Annotated in this window: 16 protein-coding genes; 6 read left to right on the top strand and 10 right to left on the bottom strand. The window is 44.0% G+C overall.

Going from position 1 to position 21,981, the window contains the following annotated elements; genetic code table 11:
• Positions 1–222: 222 nt before the first annotated feature.
• The 5 genes from ABIB50_RS09830 to mrdA all read left to right on the top strand — a co-directional run bounded on the left by ABIB50_RS09830 (position 223) and on the right by mrdA (position 5,380).
• The gene (locus ABIB50_RS09830; RefSeq protein WP_429379412.1) at positions 223–1,422 is read left to right on the top strand and encodes a GTP-binding protein; all 1,200 of its coding nucleotides are present in this window, start codon (positions 223–225) and stop codon (positions 1,420–1,422) included.
• Positions 1,423–1,456: 34 nt separating this feature from the next.
• Entirely contained in the window at positions 1,457–1,885 is a 429-nt protein-coding gene (locus ABIB50_RS09825) for a Fur family transcriptional regulator (protein WP_429379410.1), read from the top strand.
• An 82-nt stretch (positions 1,886–1,967) separates the two neighbouring features.
• Positions 1,968–2,690: a ZIP family metal transporter gene (locus tag ABIB50_RS09820; protein WP_429379409.1), complete on the top strand. Its 723-nt coding sequence runs from the start codon at positions 1,968–1,970 to the stop codon at positions 2,688–2,690.
• Positions 2,690–3,523 carry an N-acetylmuramoyl-L-alanine amidase family protein gene (locus ABIB50_RS09815; RefSeq protein ID WP_429379407.1) on the top strand — a complete coding sequence of 278 codons (834 nt, stop codon included), beginning with the start codon at positions 2,690–2,692 and terminating at the stop codon, positions 3,521–3,523. Before ABIB50_RS09820 ends, ABIB50_RS09815 begins: the two co-directional genes overlap by 1 nt.
• Positions 3,524–3,535: 12 nt before the next feature.
• On the top strand, positions 3,536–5,380 hold the full coding sequence (gene mrdA, locus ABIB50_RS09810) for a penicillin-binding protein 2 (RefSeq protein ID WP_429379406.1): 1,845 nt from the start codon (positions 3,536–3,538) through the stop codon (positions 5,378–5,380).
• 35 nt (positions 5,381–5,415) lie between these two features.
• Here the strand turns inward: mrdA and ABIB50_RS09805 are convergent, their stop codons facing one another.
• The 9 genes from ABIB50_RS09805 to ABIB50_RS09765 all read right to left on the bottom strand — a co-directional run bounded on the left by ABIB50_RS09805 (position 5,416) and on the right by ABIB50_RS09765 (position 19,467).
• Positions 5,416–6,108, bottom strand: a complete 693-nt coding sequence (locus ABIB50_RS09805) for an ABC transporter ATP-binding protein (protein WP_429379404.1) — start codon at positions 6,106–6,108, stop codon at positions 5,416–5,418.
• 4 nt (positions 6,109–6,112) lie between these two features.
• Entirely contained in the window at positions 6,113–7,435 is a 1,323-nt protein-coding gene (locus ABIB50_RS09800; RefSeq protein WP_429379402.1) for a DUF3526 domain-containing protein, read from the bottom strand.
• Between the two features lie 10 nt (positions 7,436–7,445).
• Complete coding sequence (locus ABIB50_RS09795) at positions 7,446–8,789, bottom strand: DUF3526 domain-containing protein (protein ID WP_429379400.1); 1,344 nt, start codon at positions 8,787–8,789, stop codon at positions 7,446–7,448.
• A gap of 122 nt (positions 8,790–8,911) precedes the next feature.
• Positions 8,912–10,126, bottom strand: a complete 1,215-nt coding sequence (locus ABIB50_RS09790) for a hypothetical protein (RefSeq protein WP_429379398.1) — start codon at positions 10,124–10,126, stop codon at positions 8,912–8,914.
• 16 nt (positions 10,127–10,142) lie between these two features.
• On the bottom strand, positions 10,143–12,302 hold the full coding sequence (locus ABIB50_RS09785; protein WP_429379397.1) for a TonB-dependent receptor: 2,160 nt from the start codon (positions 12,300–12,302) through the stop codon (positions 10,143–10,145).
• Positions 12,303–12,821: 519 nt separating this feature from the next.
• A complete protein-coding gene (locus ABIB50_RS09780) occupies positions 12,822–14,474 on the bottom strand; it encodes a cytochrome c peroxidase (protein ID WP_429379396.1) in 1,653 nt (550 codons plus the stop codon).
• Positions 14,475–14,589: 115 nt separating this feature from the next.
• Positions 14,590–15,951, bottom strand: a complete 1,362-nt coding sequence (locus ABIB50_RS09775) for an alkaline phosphatase family protein (protein WP_429379395.1) — start codon at positions 15,949–15,951, stop codon at positions 14,590–14,592.
• 494 nt (positions 15,952–16,445) lie between these two features.
• Entirely contained in the window at positions 16,446–18,869 is a 2,424-nt protein-coding gene (locus tag ABIB50_RS09770; protein ID WP_429379393.1) for a M1 family metallopeptidase, read from the bottom strand.
• A 22-nt stretch (positions 18,870–18,891) separates the two neighbouring features.
• Positions 18,892–19,467 carry a HupE/UreJ family protein gene (locus ABIB50_RS09765; protein WP_429379391.1) on the bottom strand — a complete coding sequence of 192 codons (576 nt, stop codon included), beginning with the start codon at positions 19,465–19,467 and terminating at the stop codon, positions 18,892–18,894.
• A gap of 118 nt (positions 19,468–19,585) precedes the next feature.
• On the opposite strand from ABIB50_RS09765, the gene ABIB50_RS09760 reads away from it, so the two are divergent.
• On the top strand, positions 19,586–20,053 hold the full coding sequence (locus ABIB50_RS09760; protein WP_429379389.1) for a DUF6702 family protein: 468 nt from the start codon (positions 19,586–19,588) through the stop codon (positions 20,051–20,053).
• Positions 20,054–20,078: 25 nt separating this feature from the next.
• Here the strand turns inward: ABIB50_RS09760 and ABIB50_RS09755 are convergent, their stop codons facing one another.
• Positions 20,079–21,959, bottom strand: coding sequence for a gamma-glutamyltransferase family protein (locus tag ABIB50_RS09755; protein WP_429379387.1), 1,881 nt, complete (start codon positions 21,957–21,959; stop codon positions 20,079–20,081).
• Positions 21,960–21,981 lie beyond the last annotated feature (22 nt).

Genomic DNA, 21,981 nt, shown 5'->3' with positions numbered 1-21,981 from the left:
TTATAAAACCCTGATCCAGCTTGATCCCGCATGCGACCGTGATGCAGCAGTACCATTCCTCATATGTTTGTGGTATCATCTCTTTGAATACTAATTTATTTCAACCGGTTTATTTGAAATTGATCGGCGAAAGATCAAATATATGGGAATAAAATAATAAAAGCAACATTGTTGCTTTTATTATTTTATTATTTACCTTTGTCCTGTAAAATAAGACAAACTATGATAAGTAAATTGCCCGTTACTGTTCTAAGCGGCTTTTTAGGAGCCGGAAAGACTACCTTACTTAACCACATTCTGCACAATAAAGCGAACTTACGCGTTGCCGTTATCGTTAATGATATGAGCGAGGTAAATATAGATGCACAATTGATCACCGCAGAAAAAACGCTTTCCCGTACGGAAGAAAAACTGGTCGAAATGAGTAATGGCTGTATTTGCTGTACGTTGCGTCAAGACCTGATGATCGAAGTGGAAAAATTGGCAAAAGAAAATCGGTTCGATTACCTGCTAATCGAAAGTACCGGAATTTCGGAGCCCATTCCGATCGCCCAGACATTTACTTTCGTTGACGATAATGTAGGTATCGATCTTGGCCAGTTTTCCAGACTGGACACAATGGTAACCGTAGTAGATTGCTTTAACTTTTACAAAGATTTCGGCAGCGCCGAACGATTGATTGACCGAGCTCTAGTAGATGATCTGACTGATCAGCGGACTATTGTAAACTTGTTAACCGAGCAGATCGAATTTGCCAATGTGATCGTTTTGAATAAAACAGACCTTGTTAGCAAAGGTGATCTCGAATTGCTGGAAGCACTGATCAAACGCTTGAATACGGAAGCTAAGGTCATTCGTTCCCACTTCGGAAAGGTTGCTCCACAAGAAATACTAGACACGGGACTATTTGATTTTGATAAAGCATCTCAGGCCGCCGGTTGGATCAAGGAGTTACAAAATGAGCATGTACCTGAAACAGAAGAATATGGCATTGGTTCGGTGGTATTCCGTTGCAGAAAGCCTTTTCATCCGCATCGGTTCTGGCAATGGTTGCAGCAAGATTTTCCGGCAAACATCATTCGTTCTAAAGGCGTATTCTGGATCGCATCCCGTCCGGATGACGCGTTGAACTTTTCCCAGGCAGGAGGATCAAGTCGGCTAGAACCAGCCGGTGTCTGGTGGGCCAGCATGAGTTATGCCGAGCGGATCAGGTATAGCGATTATGTCGAAAATCAAAGCTACATCGAAGACAAGTGGGTAAAAGACTGGGCAGATCGTATAAACGAGCTAGTGTTCATCGGCCAGGATATGGATAGAACAAAGTTAATTCAGGAATTAGAATCGTGTCTCATCAGTGACGCAGAAGTAACCCACTACCAGCAAGGCAAAAAGTTTGAAGACCCGTTCCTTATAAACGGTTAGCTGCCAGCCCATGGGAAAATTAGCATTAGTCATAATGACCAACAATCAAGCTAAACGTTTATTAAAACAGCACCTGTTAAAAGTAACCGGCCTGCGCATCGGTTTACTGAAGGTTTTAGCTACCTGTCAAACCGCAATTACGCGTGTTCAATTAGAGACTTCCCAGGAATTGGTGTGTGATCGTGTTACGCTATACCGGCTACTTAAGACATTTGAAAGACGTCGCTTGATACACAAACTGCTGGATAAGCAGGGTAAGGCAAGTTATACGCTTAACAACTACAGCTTTAAAGGCGATAGCGTAAGGCAACCTGCATCTTTACACTTCAACTGCACGGTTTGCCGCGCTATTTATCGTTTGGATAAGGTAGAAATTCCGGTAATGAAAGTGCCTTTAGATTATGAGTTGGAATCGCTAAACATTACTGCAACAGGTATTTGCCCAGTTTGCAACACAGAATAAGAGAGTCATAAAGGAAAATCTGACTATCAATCATCTCAAGCAATGCCTTTTATCGGCACTGCTTATTTTTAACTTACTTATCGTGATCATTATAATTTGTATAGCCACATTTGTTTCAACCCTACTTGGCGGACTCTTCGCACTAAGGTTTAAGAACAAACTCTACCTGATCCTCGGATTTAGCGCCGGTGCGGTCATCGGTGTCGCATTTTTTGACTTGTTGCCTACAGCAATGGAACTTTCCGCTAAAGTATACGGCATAAGGGCGATCACCTCCATGGCGGGATTTGGTTTCATTTTTTACTTATTACTTGACCGGTCAGTTGTGCGTTTAAGCCAACAGCGAAAACATAAACCTGGGCTAAGTACCCTGCGCGGTAAAATTGCTGCAGGTTGCCTAACCATCCATAGCCTGGTCGACGGAATAGCCATCGGGCTGGCTTTTCAGGTCTCGGCCGCCATAGGCGGAATCGTGGCTACAGCAGTACTGGTACATGACTTTGCCGACGGAATCAATACGACGAACGTCATTCTAAAGACTAATGGAAACAAACAACATGCTTTAAAATGGCTGGTAGCTAATGCAGCAGCACCGGTCTTAGGTGCTTTTTCAACATTTTATTATAAAGTGCCTGAAAAAACCCTCGGGATATTGTTGGCACTGGTCTCCGGCTTTTTTTTATACATCGGCGCCAGTGATTTCCTTCCCGAAAGCCAGCAGCTTTATCCTAAATTTTCAACCACCTTAATGACGGTCTTAGGCATTGCTATAATTTATGCGGCTATTAAACTTTCGGCGATATAATGCAAAAATACGGTTGCAGAGAACTGCTGCATATATTGTTCCCGTTAAGCACGTCCGTATTAGTGCCGTTATTACTTTTTGCACAGGTGCCAGGCCGCGATACTTCCAATAAAAACCCTTATTTTAAGACGGTTGTGGTCGATGCCGGTCATGGTGGAAAAGATCCCGGAGCGCATGGCGCTTTCTCATTGGAAAAAAATGTCGCATTGGCCATCGCCAAAAAACTTCAGGTGGCGATTCAGTTAAAAATGCCCGACGTCCATGTGGTCATGACAAGGGCTGATGATTCGTTTATCGAATTAAATCGACGTTCAGCCATCGCAAATGAACATCAGGCTAATTTATTTATCTCCATTCATTGCAATTCTTCTCCTGAAGGACTCGCTGCCCGTACTCATAAGCAAATTGGCGCCCTGGTCCTGGTTTACGGTTATCATCGGAAAGAAGAGCAGTTAGAAGCCATAAGGGAAAATGCATCTATTTATCAGGAAAAAGATTACCACCAGCATTACGACCAAATCAATGCACAGGACCCGACCAGTGTCATACTTTTAAATGCCTATCTGCAAAAATATCGCAGGCAAAGTATTCAATTTGCCGAACTAATGATACGGGAATTTCAGGATCACGATAACCGGGAGATCATCGGTGTAAAGGAACAGGGCGTTTTAGTTTTGGCGCATAGTGCGATGCCTGCTGTATTAATTGAAACCGGCTTTATTAATAATCCTGTGGAGGAAAAATATCTGAATTCCACGACGGGGCAAAACGAAATAGTGCAGACCATCTTTCGTGCCATCCAAAAGTATCGTCATGCCATGGAACCCGAATGATTTGAAAAAGAAATGAACCCATATTTTCAGCGGCGGTTGATGATCATAGCGATCTTTATATGTGTCACCTGTATATTATTAGCGCGGTTATTCTATCTGCAGATGGTCGATAACCGGTACGTCGTTTACGCTAATAAAAATGTTATCCGATCCGTGATCAACTATCCGGCGCGCGGGGTGATCTTAGACAGAAATCACAAGTTGTTAGTGGATAACCAGCCCGTTTACGACATCCTGATAGTGCCTAAACAAGTCAAAGCATTTGATACGCTTTCTTTTGGCAGGTTCCTGGGGATCAGCGCGTCAGAGGTCAGAAAACGGATTGTCAAAGCCAGCAGTTATTCACCCTTCATAGCCTCCACTTTTGCCAAACAAATTTCGGCTGTGCAATACGCGCGGTTGCAAGAAGTGCTTGGGGACTTTACCGGCTTTTATGCACAACAGCATTATATACGGACCTATCCGGACTCAACCGCTGCCCAATTTGTGGGATTTATCGGCGAAGTGAATGAAAAGGATATTGATAAAAGTCATGGCTATTATAAGCCCGGAGATTATATTGGCCGATCTGGTGTAGAAAAAGCCTATGAAGGAGTGTTAAAGGGAAGGCGTGGCATCCAAAAGCTTTTAGTCGATTCCAGGAATGCACCAAAAGGCCATTTGGCAAATGGTGCTTTTGACACGATAGCTTTAGCCGGAGACCCTCTCGTATCGTCGCTAGACATCCGGCTACAAAAATTGGGAGAGCAGCTAATGCATAACAAGGTTGGCAGTATCGTCGCCATAGAACCGGAAACCGGTGAGGTCCTTTGTTTCGTGAGCAGTCCTACTTACGATCCGAACTTAATGGTCGGCGAAGGCCGCGGGAAGCGTGTATCGGAGATTACCAAAAATCCTTACGATCCATTCTTCATTCGCCCAATTCAGGCTTATTATCCGCCGGGTTCATCTTTTAAACCGCTCAACGCGTTGATAGCCCTGCAAGAGGGATTAATTACGCCGCAAACTACTTTCTTTTGCCCGCCATTTTACCAGGCGGGTAACCATCGGGTAAAAGATGAACATTTCAATGGAATTACCAATTTGGAAAAAGGCATCAAAATGTCCAGTAATACTTTTTTTTGCATCGTTTTTAACAAACTGATGAACCTAAACGGGGTGTCCCGTATTAGCGGAACCTATCAGGACTGGAAAGAAAGAATCAACAGGTTTGGGTTTGGGAAAAAAACAGGGATCGATCTGCCCAATGAAAAAAAAGGATTTGTTCCGGACCCTGCGTATTATGATCATATCTTCGGAAAAAACAAATGGCGCGCTAATACGATTATTTCCCTTGCAATAGGCCAGGGAGAGCTTTTAGCAACACCGTTGCAGATGGCCAATGCAGAATGCACAATAGCCAACCGGGGATTTTATTATAAACCCCATTTAGTGAAGGCAATAGGAGCAAAAAACACCAAGACCGATACATTTAAGGTGAAAAATTATGTAGGGATCGACCAGCAGTACTTCGAGCCGGTCATTGAGGGTATGCAGGAAGTCGTAGAAAGCGGAACGGCGACGGCTTCCCGGATCCCTGGGATTGTCATGTGCGGGAAAACCAGCACGGTCCAAAATCCTCATGGAAAAAATCATTCCATTTTTGTCGCTTTTGCTCCGCGTGAGCATCCCAGAATAGCGATAACCGTGGTCGTAGAAAATGGAGGCTACGGATCCGAATGGGCGGCACCTATAGCCAGCTTTATCGTTGAAAAATATCTGCGGGACAATATCACCGTCCGCCCTTCCGGACGATCTTTGGATTATTATATCAAAAAGAATCTTCTTCCCCGAAAACCAACGGCAAAATTACCATAGCTTTTACCTGCCAAATACGTTACTACTGCCTCATTTTAGATGGTTTCCAGATATAATTTTTGAAGGTCAATAGCATTAATATCAGCCGCACTTAAAGTGTGGACGAGGCTGCCTTGCCGCATAATACCGATGTGCGTTCCAACATGAACGGCGTTAAAAATATCGTGAGTAGCCATCAGAACAGCCTTCCCTTGCGCCCCTAACTCCTTAACAGTAGCCGTAAACTCACTTGTGGCTTTCGGATCGAGTCCGCTGGTTGGCTCATCCATCAAGATCACATCCGCATTTTTAGCTATGGCGATAGCAATGCCGACTTTCTGCCGCATACCTTTACTAAAACCCTGAAGCCTTTTGTGGTATGCTTCGGCTTGTAAACCGCATTGCGATAAAAACGCGGCTAACTGATCTACGGAATATCTGAAACCAGCCAGCCTGCTAAAAAAATCCAAGTTTTCTACCGCTGTAAGATTGCCGTATAACATCACGACTTCAGGAATATAGGCTAAGTATTTTCGGGTATCTTCGCTGGCGGCTACGTCTAACCCGTTGATTAGCGCCTGTCCGGAGGTGGGATTTATAAATCCTAAAAAAAGATTGATCGTCGTGGTTTTACCGGCACCGTTCTGTCCGAGCAGGCAGAAAATCTCGCCAGGATTGACGGTAAGATTTAGTTTTTCGAGGGCAGTCTGTTGTTGGTATTGTTTAGTAAGTTCTATGGCTTGTAACATAATTTTATTGATTTTGGGAATGTATAAATCGTTCGAAAGTAAACCGGTGCTCCAATTCTTCTACAGTCAGAGGAATTTGGTCAAAGCACTTTTGGGTAAGATCTTCTTTGATGATCTGCACATAATTTCTCACGTTTCTTACATATAAGATATAGCTTTTCAGGTCGCTTTCAGCGATTTGATTAAAATATTGCTGGCAAATCGTAGCTGGGTTAAAAAAGTTGCAGCGCGTTAAAAACTCCTCCCGTTGCTCCATTTGTAGAAAATATTTGCTTAGCAATGGATCCGCCCGCCGGTCATTCAGGTTGCCATATGCAGTATATAATTTGTTGGAATAGGATGGCCCGGAAGTGTCTGTGTGTGCGTATTGCGGATAAAAGCTATAAAATTTATTTAAAAGCTTTCTTTTTACTGTGGGGTCGTCACTCATCTGCACACGGCGTATATATTTACTGAACATTTCCGTATTGACTGGGTAGCGTATGTTTGCAATTGCATTAAAGGTCGCCGGAAGACCGACACACAAAAATATCCAGCAAGTAATGAGCAGGATAGCGCTGATCACAGACGTAAATCGCAGCCGGGTGATAAGATATATCAGAATAAACCAAGATAATAAATAACAGTTAGCTACCAGAACAAATGCTCCCCATTGCTGCGTACCTAGTCCGGAACTGATGATCAAAGCTGTCACCATAATCAAATTCAACAGCAAGAGTGTTAACAAAAAATAAAATAACAACTTGTAAAATATGAGCCGCACGGGTTTCCCGGAAGTATGTAATAAAGATAAAGTACCGCTCTCTTCTTCCACCGCGTAAGCGTCGAACGAAAAGGCGATCAAAAAGATTGGGAATAACAGAATAATCACGAATGCCAGATCAAAATTTCCATACAAAAGTTTTAACGGGCTGCTGATCTCGTTTTTGAAAAACCGCATGTAAAAGCTGTAGGGTTCCAATTCATGATAATAAGGGTAGATATCCCGGTTGCCAACGGACAAGAAACTGGCGGAGGAAGGTTTCCAGTACGAGGTCCAACGCTTATTAGGAGAAGTGATCGTCCAACCTGCATCTTTTAAATGGCTATAACCCCATTTCGCTTCTGTTGTGGTCGTATCTGGGTGCCGGATACGCTCCACGATACCATTGAATATGGTATTTTCACGTTCTATGGCCAAACTGATATTACCACTTTGCTGCTTAATGATCGATTTTCCGTTAAACAGTGCGTATATGGAGACGAATAACAGCATGAAAACACCGGCAAGGAAGGGAGCCGTGGCGGAAATTTTTTTCCATTCAAATATAAATACGGTTTTTATCATCTGGTTTAATTTATAGTTTGTAGGCGATCCGATTGACCAATAAGGTAGCAGCCAACATTAATAACAGCAGGCAACTTACTTCCATGCCGTAGTTTCTAAGCGAGGGCCAGGCCGGTTGTGGCCGGAAAACGAAGGCCGGGATTTTTTTAAAAAGTTCTTTTCCGATCTTGTAAGTGGTGAAGCCGTCTTCTTTCGAATGCAGGACCATATCCTCATTCATCGTTTGAACAAATACCATTCGATACTTTTCAGCATCCAAGCGAAAATTACGGTCATTAAAATAATCCGTATTACTCAAACCCATGGAAAGATTTTTTACAGCCAGCAATGGGTCGATCAGGCTGCTATAAGCAAATAACTTTTGCTGATGTAGCAATGTCCCGGTTAGCACGTCAAAATGATCATTATAGACTTTACTGCTGTATTTTTCCCCCTCCAACATAATTAGTCCTTCGATATTAACCGGCAACTGACTAGTGCTGTCGACACCGTATTTTTTTAATATTTCACGGGTATAGTCCTGCGCACGCTTATTACTGGTATTATGCCCGTCAATTCCATTGACGATATCTTTCATCACGGCTTCCTTGAACTGGGTATTAGAAGGTAGCGGATAAATGGCTGAAGCTAGATTGGCTACAATTTTCGGTGTCAGGATACAAACCATGATCCAGCCTCCTAATAATACCGTCAAACTCCCTTTCAGAGTCTCCGAAAAAGCAGAGACATATACACCGAGCGTCGTTATTATCAAATAATAACCCATATAACACCAGTAAATCCAAACCAACTTGATCAGATCTTGGAGACCAAATCTAACATGAAGCAATTGAAGCAGGAAAATGGATGATAAATGCAACACGGCCAGCGTGACCGCAGCTAATAATAGCGGTGCCGCGATCTTTCCAACAACGATCCGTCGGGAGGATATCCCGCTGCTTTTTATAATCACCAATGTTCCGTTTAGCCGTTCCTGTAAAATAGTATTAAAGGTCAAAAGGATCAGTAATAAAGGAACAATCACCTGTAGGAGCAACGCGGCATTTAGTGTGCCAAAGCGTACCAACGCTGACCCGCTTTGTGCCGGAGAAAATAAAACATCGTTTTGCCGATGGGCTTCCATATAAACATAACTGCCCGTAAATTCATCTGTGCCGCTGTCGAAAATGCTTAAAGGGTTAACCTGTTTAAATGCAAAGTTTCCGAAGTGTGCTGCTATATGCGGGTGCTTTCTATCCTGGGTTAGCCATTGCGCCCGGCTTTCATGTTCGGCTTTTTCACGCAAAGAGGCCACTGAACGATAGGCGGACAAACCCGTGAACAAACAAAAAATCCACAAGCAACTGATAGTCATTATAAATAGGTATAACAATTTGCTGCGTTGATATTCAGAGAACTGATGTTTAATCAATAACCAAATTTGATTCATAGTCGATCAAGTGATCCGGCAGCTTATGCTGCCGGATGATAAATTTATTAGTTGAGTTTGGCAAAGGCATTACAGGCACCAGATGCGAAACCAAATTCTTTCACAACGGCTCCATTACTTATTTGGTAAGAATAAATAGCATTACTACTTGCAGCCGCTCCGGCACAATTGAAATAAATCTTACTGTCATCAAATTTTACAGCAAAAGCACTGTTGCCAAAGAAATTAGGTATGGCTGTCGAAATGTTGCCGGAAGTGGTTTTAGCAGCTAGGTCTATTTTGTAATACTGGCAGGTAGCTACAGAATTATAGTTGGCATCCAGATCGAACGGATAGGCAACAGCATCGCCGTAACGTACAGTGAATACTTGCCCGGCTCCAAAATAAAGTATGCCTATACAAGGTTTGCCGGTTGTCGCGCTAAGATCAAAGAAATAAGAAGTATCAAAATCAGTAGTACCACTTTTTATTCTTAAAATACCGCTGGGCTTTCCGTTATTGGCATAACCCATTACATAAATATCGCCGCTGGCATCTTTTACCATAACATTTGGCTGAAAAGAAGACTCTGTTCCGCTATTCCAGGCTTCGCTACTGCGAGAATCAGATATTTGCTTAAAAACTGTACCTGTCGTGCGGTCAATAATGGTAACAAATACTTTATCTTCCAGGTTGCTGCCGCTTTTATTCTGGTAATTAACGCACATATATAGGTAGTTGTCGCGATGGATCAACCCTTCGTAATATACTTCGGTTGAGCCTGTTTTCTGTATGCTTGACAGATCAATGGTGCTGGTTATGGTCATGGTTGATGGATTAAATTTTACTAATTTTCCTACCAATCCATAGCCCGCAACAGTGGCCCAGGCTTCAGTATCACTGATAAAATCTACAGCGGCTATTGTTTTTAAGCCTGCCACAGCCAATGAGCCAACTTCTTTTGATTTACCGGCAGCATCAAATTCAAACTTATGTAAAGTGGCAGGTGCGCCAAAATTACTTTGGTACATGTTTTTACCATACCGAAACACCAATGCGGTACTGGCCGATTCGCTGGCACTGGTGGTACCTAGAGTACCGGAGGGGAAACCCAAGGTGCCAAACATATATGTTGTTTGGCTGGGATAAGTACCTCCGGTAACGCTAAGTGCGTAGGTGGATGGCCCCGTTGGAGTTGGCGTAGTGTCTGTGCTGGATTTTTTACAGGCTTGGGTAAATAAAAGTGTGCACGCTACAAATGTTGCTAGATAGTGTTTTTTCATTTTTTTGTTTTTTTAATTAATTAGAGGTGTGTTTACTTAAATAAAATCTTGTTTTAAAACTTATGGAACGCCCGGGTAACTGGGCTTTAAAATTGTCGAAGGGTTTGCTGTTTGCCAGGTTATAGCTTTCAAGCGAAAACGACAGCCGCTTAATAGTCAGGGTGGCTCCGGCATTTTGCAATAATTGCATAGGGATAGTTATTTTGTCGGGCTGATAACCATCATTTGCCCAGTATAAATAATAAGAATGTGTATAGTTTAAGCCATACCAAAATTGCAGTCGCATATCTTTAGGCAGCTTCTCAAGCCGATAATTTAACCCGGCGTTAGCAAGTAAATATGGGATATTTGGTAAGCGTTGCCCCACATATCTATCGTTAGGAATACCCAATCCCTCTATATATGATAAGCTCCGCAGGTCTTGGTAAGTGCCGTTAATATTAAATTGTAACGCCGGTATTAAACGATAACTAAAGTTGGCTTCTACACCTTTAATACGCGCTTTTAGTAAGTTGTAAGATTTGGCACTACCTTGGCTATTAGGTAATAAAAAAATAAGGTGGTCTACATCGCGGTAAAATCCGGTAAGTTCTGCATTAAATTTTTTCTGGTGATAAAGAATATTTAAATTAATATTATTGCTTTCTTCCGCTTTAAGATCGGGGTTAGGGTTGATCAGCAACAGGTCACCAAAAGCCTCTTCAACATCCGGGAGGCGGATAGCATGTTCGTAAGATGCTTTTAAAATTATTGACGGATTTACATTATAGGCCAAAGCCATATTGTAGCCTGGTTTCCTAGTCTCAGAGTATCCTATAAAGCTACGGTCCAGATTGATATAACCACCTGTTTGGTGAGCGTAAAAATATTTTACAGAAGTACTTAACTTCAATTTTTCAGTTAAAAACTCGCCATCATAACCCAGGCCTGCCACATTTTTAAACTGCGAGGACGGTGTCGCGTAAAGATCGAGCCCGTAGTTTATACGCTGCGCCAGCGTATCTTTTGCAGATCGGTTATAGTGTTGTAAGGTATTACTAAAAACGATTTTGCTTTTACTGCTTAGCCAGTAGGCAGTAGTAAATTTTTGATTAAGGGTATTGGTAAAAGTGTTTAAATAACTGGTACGCCCAATTTCGGCTCCTTTTGTCCGCACATAATCGCTACCATCATCATTTTTAACTATGGTGCCATCCCAAAGAGTGATATGGCGGGCTGTATCAATAAACAACCCTGTTAATCGATTATATGACAACGTGGCGGCTATATTTAGATGACTTAACAAATTGTTTTTTTGATATTTCAATAAACCACCAATCAGATGTTCACGGTATGCTGCATAGGCGTAAGGCTGGGTCATGGTCACATTGTTTTGCAATTGTTTATAGAACCCACTGGCACTAACTGTCAAACTCAGTTCGTCTGCCCATGATTGCTCCACTATACCGGCTTCAGCCTTAACTATAAAATTTTCATAGCGGTCATGAAACCGTTTAACGCGGATGGTTTCTATTTTACCATTTGGCAAAATGTTATCGGCATCTATTCCATAATTGTTCTTCGAATAGCCAGCGTAAGCCTGGAGATTGGTATAAAACTTTTTGGACCAATATCTTCGCCCTGTGAAATTGAATCGGTTGGTATTAAATGACCCGATCGCATAAGAGATATCGAGGTAATTGATTTTATCTTTCCTGGAAACTATATTAATTGCGCCTCCTAAAACATCTGCCCCTAAATCAACCGGGATTATCCCTTTATAAATCTCGATACGGTCGATTTGTTCAATCGGTACATTATTGATCCCAATAGATTCGCCAATATTATCCAGTGGCAAGCCATCTAAAAAAAACTTTAACTGTTTACCTGTACTGCCATTGATAAAAAAGTCTGTTCTTGATCCATAACCGCCCTCCTGTTTTACCTTGATACCCGAAGTGCCTCGTAAAACCTGTACAGCCGTGGTATTTGAATTGTAGTGAGGCTTCATATCAACTACAGAAAGGTTGCCTGGTGCATCTTTTATTGCTTTCAAAAAATTACTTTTAACTTCAACCTCTTTTAATTTTTTCGCGCTGTCAGGGATATAACGCAATGACGAATCGCGCTTAACCTGGGCTAATGTAGCAAGGGGGAATAATAGAATTAACAGTAGTAGGGTTCTTTTCAACGGCATTAAATTAAGGGGGTTTAAATCCGGATTGCCCTTAGTTATCCAGTAGAAGTAATGATTAACAGGCAAGTGTCGTACCGAATGGGGGATCTTTATTTGCAGGTTCATCGCAACATCCTGGGATTAAATTTAAGCCGAGATTAAGTTGAGATTTTAAATTTCCCCTGCCGGATTGATAGTAGTAGGTCGTATCTGTCAAAGTCCTAATTACAAAGTTTATGGTAAACGAATTCATAAAGAGCACAACGTTCTCCTGTGGGAGTGACCATCGTATTTTTGCTGAATTGATCGGAAGTAGATATCTCATAATGACGAGGATGAAAAATTTGTATCATGGACATGATACAAAAATAATAAGCAACAATATTGCAATTAATTTATTATGTAAATTGTTATACATTTATATATAATTTTAATTGCATCTAAGTTGCAATTAAAATTTGTTATTTAATAATGAATCAAATTATTTTTTAAAAATCTTCGAAAGAAAGGATCTGCACTGCGCTTTTATCGACGGGAGAATTAATGGCTATCCAAAGCTTTGATAAAGGAAACTACTTGACTGATTTCCAGGTCGGTTAAATGAAGCCGCTCGGTCGAGAGGGTTTGATTGGCAATTTTGATCCCCTGCCCGCCGCCGCCGCCTTTGTTATAAAAATCGGTTACCTCTTCCAGCGTCGTAAATACACCATTGTGCATATAAGGCGCTGTCCGTGCAGCGTTGCGAACGGTCGGTACCTTAAAGGCATGGCGGTTAAATTCCAGCGGGATGATCCCGAAACGCCCCGGGTCGCCGTCGATTACTTTAGCATTTTTTGATTTTGTCACGCCGATCACCTCCGCGTCCATTTGCATATACCTTGGTGGTAACGCCCCGTTGAATAGTGGGACGAAATGACAAGTTCCGCAGCGAGCCTTTCCCATAAAGAGGTTGAATCCTTGGATTTCCGTTTGGTTTAGGGCATCTAACCGCCCTTGCATATAGTGGTCAAAACGGCTGTTGAGCGCCGTCAGGCTGCGGATATAACTGGCCAGCGCGTTCATCACTTCGCCCGTATCTATATTTTTTCGGACACTCCGGGGGAAAGCCGCGGTGAACTTATCACGATAATCCTTATTCTTCCAAAGTTTTTGGGTGGAAACCGTCATATTACCATGCATTTCGTCCCGGTTGCCTATCACATCAACGATCTGATCCTCCAGTGATGGCGCGCGCAGGTCATAGAACTGGGCAGGTTGCAAAGCCGCGTTGATCAGCGTTGGTGTATTGCGGGCAATAGTCTTTTTGCCTGTAATAGCTATATTTTTCACTAAACCGTCGGTAAACGCCTTTTCAGGTTGATGGCATGACCCGCAGCTGCGGGTCATGGTACCCGAAAGCAATGGATCGAAAAAGAGTTTCCTACCCAGCACGATCTTCTGCTTTGTCATGGAATCTTCGGGAGCGGCTATGTAAGCGTTAGCGTTAAAAGTGCCCTGCTCGAATAAGGTAGCAGCATCCCGGTTCAGCAGCCGGTTATATCGAATATCTTTTAATTGCAATTGCTTGGTTAAACCCGTCAGGGCGCTGGTCAGCGGGTTAGCGTGGGAGATCAGGAATACTGCACGATCAAAATTATTGAAAGTTGATGGCTTGGAAAGGAAATTAATAGCCCCTTGGAACCTCGTTTGTACTGAATGACGATCGCTTTGGGTGAACTTAAGCGTAACATCTCTTAGGCTGCTCAACGCCGTAGCTGATTCTGCGAAACAATTATGGGTGAGCGGGTCGTCAAAATCATTAAGACCCAATGCTTCCACCCGGAACACTTCCAGCTTGACCGCATCCAGTATCTGCCAGTCCTGTAAACCGGACCGGACAAAGTAGGTGCGGTATTCGACAGCATCGGCACTAAGTCTGTCCAGTAAAGGAACGAGTTTTTCTTTTGAGTCAATACGGAACCCCGGGAACAGTAGTCCTTCAATGACCTGAAGGCCGTACGGCGCAATGACTTGTCCGCTTGTCTCGGCTTCGGGAACCGGTGGCCCGTTAATCCGCCGGGTCGTTAAAGGCACAAAGTATTCCGCTGCCCACTCCAGGCGTTTGTAGGCCAGACGTGCCGCGATGAATTTCCTTTTGAGCATGCTGGCAGAGGTTGGACCACCTGCTGCCGATCTTAAAACCTTTATCGCCATTATAAAACTATCGGCTTGCATGACGAGCCTTTCACTAACCAATTGCACTGGTTCCGTATGCGGCCGCAATGACAGCTGGCTTAGGCCAATTACCAACGTCAGAACGGCCACAAGGCTAAAAGCTGAACGCATGGCTCAACGGGTCAGCATGCCGGTCCCGGTTGGTCAGTGGCTTCAAGTTGAACCTCTTTTCGATAAATGCCAGTATACTGACAGTTTCATACGTTTTATGATCTACGAAACCTTTTTTTGCGAACGGTGAGATGATCAGCGTCGGGACTCGCGTACCAGGCCCCCACCGGTCGATGACAGGCGGGGCGATATGGTCCCAAAATCCGCCATTCTCGTCATAAGTCAGGATGATCACCGCATCTTTTCCGTCCGGACCATTCAAGACCGCATTGATCAGCGCTACCGCGTGGCTCTCGCCACCTTTTACAGTGGACTCGCCGGGGTGTTCATTCTCTAATCCAATCGGCTTAACAAAAGAAACCTCAGGTAAACCGCCTTTATTCGCCAGGGCTAAAAATTCGCTCTCATCCCTCAAGTGTTTTTTTCTTTCTTCTGTACCCTCAGCGTACCGGGTAAAATAAGCAAATGGCTGATGGTGATAAGCAAATGTCGGATCAGGCTTCCCGGCTACCGCGTTGTTCCAGCCGCCGGAATACCAGGCCCAGGCGATACCTTTATCCGAAAGCCGGTCGCCGATAGTGGCACCGCTTAGATTAGGAACAAGTCCCAAGGGGTCAGCATTCTTTGGATGCAGGTTTACGGAATTTAGGGTGTTTACCGCGTAACCGTCAGGCGTGACCGTACCGTCCTTGATAAGCTCGCCCGAAACGTTCACCTGTACCCTTAATGATTGCGGTGCGTTGGTAAACATCGGGGAGGTTGCCGCGATCAGCCACTGATGATTAAGAAAGGAACCGCCAAAAGCGCTATGGAAAAAATGATCGCATAATGTATATTTTTGGGCAAGTTCATATAAGGGCAGGTCGCTGGTCTGGTAATAACCCATGGCCAAACCTTTGGTAGCATTGAACAGCGCAAATTTGTCCATTTTACCGCCGTCGATTTGCTGCTGTTCCTGGTAAAAACGGTGCGTGACATCAGGTGTGATCTGATCAGAGGCGACATATTGATCAATATTGAAAAAAGTGTTCGGCAGATTTGTTGGAAAAGCGCTGCTCCGGGGTACCGGGGGTAGCGACCGATAAGGCTGACCGGTAGCATCCAGTTGAATAACCTTCCTGCTTTTGGCAGCGGACAGTCCGTTTGCGCCTTCAAATTGTCCGTAAAGATTATCAAAACTATGGTTCTCCATATAGATCACGACGACATGGCCTACTTTATTGATCCCGTCCAATCGTCCGGTCTCCATGCGTGGATTTATCTTTTTAAACGCCAGGCAAAAAACAGCAATACCTGTCCCTAAAATCATAATCCTTTTTAAATTTATTTTGGGCGCTAATTTCATTTGATCTGGTTGTTATAAATGTAAGTATCGTGATCTTGTTTAACTAAAGTTTTAACTCCTTGTTATATTATTGTTTAACCCATTTAGTAGGACTCAATAACAGGAATCTCCCGCAACTTATTCCGATTGGGTTGGATCAATTTGGGTCAAAGGACTTGGCGAACCATCCCTCAATATCATGGTTACAATCATCGGCAAAACAAATGCCCTTTTTCAATATATTTTTTAATATTGACGCGCTCCTGGTATCGAACTGCACCAGCTCATGCCTGCTGAAATAGTTATAGGACTTTGAAAACATCCCTGCTATTTAGCGGTACAGTGTTCTGCGCCGGATTGTCACATATTCTAACACCGAGTTTAAAATATTAAACGGCAGCGCAGATCCGTATCCTAGTCACCCGAATTATAACTAAACCTCTTATCCATAAATTTTGAAGTTAATAACGTTTTACAGCCTTTGCGCCTTTATCCCTATTTTTAACTGCTTTTCATCACTTAGCCACTTGCATTGGATTGATCCCGGTAGATTGTCCGCGGGCTGCGCCTGCCGCCATCCGCTGTTTAAATAGCTGGAATTTGGTTGGGTCAGGCATTTTTCCCCAGTAATTGTTACTTTCGTCAATATCTGCCGTTTCCCGCATCGGATCTAATTTGATGGAAGTAACTTGTTGGTCTTGTACGTAAAATTTGGACGCTGTTTTTTCATTGAGCCGCCATATCTGCGCAGGGATTCGGTCTATCATTTTACTGCCGTCTTTGAATGTGAATTCAACAATGATAGGCATGACCAGGCCCCCTTTATTGCTAAAGTTGAGTTCATAAAAGAATTTACCACCGTATTTGGCTTTATCTTCGTCCGTGATCGGCTCAGTTCCAATAGTACGGGGTGTTTGAGCTTTTGTTATCGCATCAAATTTAGCGTTATCCGTTGAAACCAACCCGCGATCATATTTCCAATAAAAGTCATGAGTTGCCGTATCACGGTCGGTGTAAAAAGAAAGGTGCTTGTCCGTGCGGTTTCTCACTTTGGAAAGGTCCTCAAAACTGTTGACCAGCGGCGGCGTAACTCCAGTGACCGGAACGAAACCCGTACCGCCGCCGCGCCTCACCCCAAAACCACTGGCTAACGGGCGGTCGGTGAACGCTGCCGTACTGACCTTGACAGAATCCAGTGAAATATCGCAGGGATCGGTACCATAGAACCAGCCGCGCCAGAACCAATCCAGGTCTTCGCCGCTGGCATCCTCCAGTGTACGGAAAAAGTCGGCTGGTGTCGGATGTTTGAATTCCCATCGCCGGGCATATTCCTTAAATGAAAAATCAAACAGTTCTCTGCCCATGATTGTCTCGCGTAGAATATTAAGGGCGGTTGCCGGCTTAGTATAAGCATTGGGGCCGAACTGAACAATATTTTCTGAATTGGTCATGATGGGCTCTAACTGGTCTTTTGGCAACTTCATATAGTTAACGATGGTATAAGCCGCGCCTTTTTTGCTCGGGAACTTGTTGTCCCAAAGCTCTTCGGTCAAGTACTCAACGAAAGAATTCAATCCTTCATCCATCCAGGTCCATTGCCGCTCATCGCTGTTTACGATCATGGGGAAAAAATTATGTCCCACTTCATGAATGATCACCCCGATCATGCCGTTCTTGGTACTTTCACTATAGGTACCGTCTTTTTCCGTGCGTCCATTGTTAAAACAAATCATCGGATATTCCATGCCGTTTGACGCTTCCACACTTTGCGCCACTGGGTAGGGGTATGGGAACGTAAAGCTGGAATAGGTTTTAACCGTGTGGGCTACCAGGCGTGTTGAGTATTTGCGGTATAAGCCATAAGCTTCTTTACCATAGTAGCTCATACACATGACGGTTTTACCACCGACCTTTTGCCCCATGCCATCCCAGATCAATTTGCGTGAAGAGGTCCAGGCAAAGTCACGGACATTGTTAGCCTGGAATACCCAGGTTTTTTTGGCTCTCGTCGGAGTTTTCTCTGCTTTTCTTGCATCCTCAAGCGTTACGATCTCCACTGGTACATTAGACGTTTTTGCTTGGTTGTAGCGCGCCATCCGTGCCGGGCTAAGCACGACCGGGTAATTGGAGCATTCGCCGGTACCGCCAACAACATGATCTGCCGGTACGGTCATCTGCACTTTAAAATTACCGAATGTTAATGCAAATTCACCTCGTCCGGTGAACTGGTGATTCTGCCATCCCTGGAAATCGCTGTAAACGCATAACCTCGGATACCATTGCGTCATTGTAAAGAGGTAATTACCATCTTCAGGGAAATATTCATAGCCTCCGCGTCCGCCGATCGTCAGGCGATCAGAAATCTTATAGTTCCAGTCAATGTTGAATACAAACTGCTGACCCGGTTTCAAAGGGGCAGGAAGATCAATACGCATCATCGTCTTATTGATCACATAATGAAGATTTTTGCCCAACACGTCGGTTAGTTTGGTGATATTATCGCCATAGCCATTGTCTTCGGTCGAATTATTCCGGTCCGCAGTCCGATCGAGGTTTTGGATAGACATTCCAGGCGGTATGGAAGAACTGCTTTGATAATTGGCATTTTTAATTGAGTTATGCTGGTTTTCGTCCAATTGTATCCAGATATAGACCAACGGGTCTGGGGAATTATTGAAGTAGGTAATGGTTTCACCACCTGTAAGCTTCAGGTTTTTTTCATCCAGTTCACATTTGATATTATAATCAGCCCGCTGCTGCCAATACTTGACACCTGGTGCCCCGCTGGCAGTTCGCTCCTCATTCGGTGTACTTAAAATAGTACCCAATTGTTCAAATTTATTGCCATGATTGCTGCCGGGGTTGTTCTGGATGTCCTGAGCGATCACCATGGAGGTAGTCCACGATAAAATAAACATAGTAGTAAAAATCTTTTTCATATCGTTAATAAATTTAATACAATTAAGGCAGCCGCTCGGCGGCCATTTTTAAAGCCAAGGCAAAAACGCCGGAAGAGATAAAAAATATCCAGTCTTTTCGCGCCACCCTTACATAATTTAGAAATATACCCGCCAGTATCAGGATCAACGCGACAACGGCGATCTGCCCCAGTTCCAGGCCGATGTTAAATCCAAAAAGGCCCCAGCCCATCCTTTGATCTCTAGCAAGCATGATACGAACCGCGTTGGCAAAGCCCATTCCATGGATCAGACCGAAACCAAGCGCTAAAAAATAATTGAGCCGGATGCTGCCACCTCGCTTATCTATGCGGAACAGGTTATTTAAAGCCGTGATAAAAATGGTGCAGGGGATCAAAAATTCAACCCACTTACTGGAAAAGCGAATAATGTCAAAAACGCTTAGCGCGAGCGTCAGGGAGTGTCCGATCGTAAAGGCGGTTACCAGTATCAACACCTGCCGGACGTTGGCAAAAGTATATACAGCAGCTAATGCCAGAATAAAAAGTTGGTGATCAAGCGCATCAAAATTAATGATATGATTCCAGCCTAGACCCAAATAAAAAAAGAAATCAGACATCGTGCTCCACTAAAAAAAGTAATTTAGCAAAAAATAATATTAAATGAAACTTTGTTGCAATTGGATTGCCCTATCCGGCAAAATGTTACTATATTGTTACACATTATTTCCGTCAGTGATGTCCCCGAATATCTTGAACGCGACGCACCACCCTATTCATGTGGCCACGACTGAACTGTCTTTTAATGGCCAGGATAATAAAATGGAAGGAACCTGTACGTTGTTCACCGACGACTTCGAGGCTGGATTAGAGAAGCAATTCCATACAAAAATCGATCTTTCCAAAGCGGATATGCACCAGTCTATGGATGTTCTGGTCAGAAACTATATCTATGCCAACCTACAGGTAAAGAACAGCAATACCCCTGTAGCGCTGAATTACCTGGGATTTGAAATTGATCACGAAGCCATTAATGTTTACCTTGAATCAAACAAAACTACTCAGCCGGCAACGATCAATGTCACGGTGAGCTTACTTTATAACCTGTATGATGACCAGATCAATATAGTACATCTCTCTGTCAGGGGTATCCGCAAAAGCACCAAGGTTAATTATCCGGATAAATTCGTAAGTCAATCGTTTTAATTGAGCTGTAGCGTTCACTTTGACATCACCAGCCTATGCCGTAATCTTCGCCGTGATTGCTGGAACCACCCCAAAGGCTGCCATGTTTCCAATCAAAATAAACAGCGTTAATGGGGCCGCTGGTACGTTCACTAAAAGTCATATCATAACCCATTTTTTTCAGTTCGGCACGAACAGCTTCCTTGGTATTATTGTTGAGCAATATCTGTCCCGGCTTGGGCTCCCGGTCGCTGGTTTTGGTGCCCCCTAACGAAAGCCATAGCTGGTTGGTATTGAAATTTGATGCCTCGGTGGCCCGCTGAACGGTCATCCCGAACTCGGCAATATCAAGGAAAAATTGCAGTAAGTTCTGATCCTGCGTATCGCCGCCCTGCACCGCGGCCGAAAGGTATGGCTTGCCATCTTTCATAAACAAAGATGGCGAAAGGGTTACCCTCGGGCGCTTGCCGGGTTTAACCACATTAAAAGGGTTCAGGGTTGAATCCAACACAAAACTTTGCATGCGCTGGCTCATCCCTACGCCCGTATTGCCGGCAATACAGGCCGGTAGCCAGCCGCCGCTTGGCGTAACTGAAACTACCCAACCCTCCTTATCGGCTGCCTCAATGGAAGTAGTGCCGCGCCATAATCTGTCCTGGTAATCTTCCTTACGCGAATTATTACCCATATCATGCTTAGGGGCAAAGTTTCGTTTGGTGGTATCCATTTCAAAACCACGATTCTTCAACAGGTTGATATAAGGATTTTTCTTACCTTCAAAGGGATAAGGATCACCGGGGCCAATGCGGGCATCGTTTTTATCGTACTGAATTAAATCCGCTCGCTGTTTGGCATATTCCTTACTCAGCAAACCTTTTATGGGCTCGCTTGAACCGGAGTAGGGGTCACCGTAATAAAAATCGCGGTCGGCGAAGGCCAGGTTCATGGCTTGGTATAGGGTGTGGATATATTTTGAACTGTTGTATCCCATCGCTTTCAAATCAAAATTTTCAAGGATGTTCAGCGCCTGGAGCATGACCGGCCCTTGCGTCCATTGCTGTAATTTGTAAACATCAATTCCTTTGTAATTTACCATCAGCGGTGCTTCCTCAATAGGGTGCCATTGGGATAGGTCCTTCATGTTGATCAGGCCGCCCTGTTCCTGGCAGCCACGAACAAACTCTTTGGCAATATCGCCTTTGTAAAAACGGTCGTACGCCGCCATCAAAGCTTCCTTGCGGCTTTTGCCTCTTTTGCGAGCTTCGGTTTCGGCAGCAATCATTTTGGTTAGTGTTTCCAGCAGATCTTTTTGCACAAAGATCTCGCCTGGTTCAGGCGCTTCGCGTTTTTCACCCAAATGGGTCAGGAATATTTTTTTGCTATAAGGCCATTGTTTCAACATTTCACGGTCGGTTTGAATAGTATTGGCTGCCTGCGCTTCAATAGCATAGCCCGCCGCCATGTGCATAGCCGGGGCCAGCACCTGCCCTAGGCTCATGGTACCATAGTTCATCAGCATATAAATTAAGCCGCCGGGGGTACCTGGGGTAGTGGCGGCAAGCGGGCCATATTCAGGCGGAAAGTTATACCCTTTCTTTTTAAAAAAATCAACAGTTGCACCGGTTGGTGCAACCCCCATGGCGTTTATGGCAATTACCTTACCGGTTTTCGGATTGTAGATCAGCGCCTGGGTCTCGCCGCCCCAGCTTAGTGTGTCCCACATCGTACAAGTTGCCGCTAGCATAGCGCAGGCGGCATCAACCGCGTTGCCGCCCTGTTGGAAAATCATGGAGCCTGCTGTGGCAGCCATCGGTTTTCCTGTTACGGCCATCCAGCTCGTACCATATAGCATAGGCTTTTGCGTTTGCTGTGCCGATACAACCTGCATAAAAATAAATAGAGTGAAAAAAAGTGTTAATTTCTTCATAATAAATAATATAAATGTAACG

This window comes from Mucilaginibacter sp. UYCu711, from assembly GCF_050433825.1.
GTDB lineage: Bacteria > Bacteroidota > Bacteroidia > Sphingobacteriales > Sphingobacteriaceae > Mucilaginibacter.
Note: the sequence above shows the minus strand (reverse complement) of the source record. Positions and strands in the feature narration are given on the sequence as shown.

What these genes read in the sequence shown, in the direction of transcription:
- ABIB50_RS09830 (WP_429379412.1), top strand. Translation starts at nt 223, where the DNA reads ATGATAAGTAAATTGCCCGTTACTGTTCTAAGCGGCTTTTTAGGAGCC.
- ABIB50_RS09825 (WP_429379410.1), top strand. Translation starts at nt 1,457, where the DNA reads ATGACCAACAATCAAGCTAAACGTTTATTAAAACAGCACCTGTTAAAA.
- ABIB50_RS09815 (WP_429379407.1), top strand. Translation starts at nt 2,690, where the DNA reads ATGCAAAAATACGGTTGCAGAGAACTGCTGCATATATTGTTCCCGTTA.
- mrdA (WP_429379406.1), top strand. Translation starts at nt 3,536, where the DNA reads ATGAACCCATATTTTCAGCGGCGGTTGATGATCATAGCGATCTTTATA.
- ABIB50_RS09805 (WP_429379404.1), bottom strand. Translation starts at nt 6,108, where the DNA reads ATGTTACAAGCCATAGAACTTACTAAACAATACCAACAACAGACTGCC.
- ABIB50_RS09800 (WP_429379402.1), bottom strand. Translation starts at nt 7,435, where the DNA reads ATGATAAAAACCGTATTTATATTTGAATGGAAAAAAATTTCCGCCACG.
- ABIB50_RS09795 (WP_429379400.1), bottom strand. Translation starts at nt 8,789, where the DNA reads ATGACTATCAGTTGCTTGTGGATTTTTTGTTTGTTCACGGGTTTGTCC.
- ABIB50_RS09790 (WP_429379398.1), bottom strand. Translation starts at nt 10,126, where the DNA reads ATGAAAAAACACTATCTAGCAACATTTGTAGCGTGCACACTTTTATTT.
- ABIB50_RS09785 (WP_429379397.1), bottom strand. Translation starts at nt 12,302, where the DNA reads ATGCCGTTGAAAAGAACCCTACTACTGTTAATTCTATTATTCCCCCTT.
- ABIB50_RS09780 (WP_429379396.1), bottom strand. Translation starts at nt 14,474, where the DNA reads ATGGCGATAAAGGTTTTAAGATCGGCAGCAGGTGGTCCAACCTCTGCC.
- ABIB50_RS09775 (WP_429379395.1), bottom strand. Translation starts at nt 15,951, where the DNA reads ATGAAATTAGCGCCCAAAATAAATTTAAAAAGGATTATGATTTTAGGG.
- ABIB50_RS09770 (WP_429379393.1), bottom strand. Translation starts at nt 18,869, where the DNA reads ATGAAAAAGATTTTTACTACTATGTTTATTTTATCGTGGACTACCTCC.
- ABIB50_RS09765 (WP_429379391.1), bottom strand. Translation starts at nt 19,467, where the DNA reads ATGTCTGATTTCTTTTTTTATTTGGGTCTAGGCTGGAATCATATCATT.
- ABIB50_RS09760 (WP_429379389.1), top strand. Translation starts at nt 19,586, where the DNA reads ATGTCCCCGAATATCTTGAACGCGACGCACCACCCTATTCATGTGGCC.
- ABIB50_RS09755 (WP_429379387.1), bottom strand. Translation starts at nt 21,959, where the DNA reads ATGAAGAAATTAACACTTTTTTTCACTCTATTTATTTTTATGCAGGTT.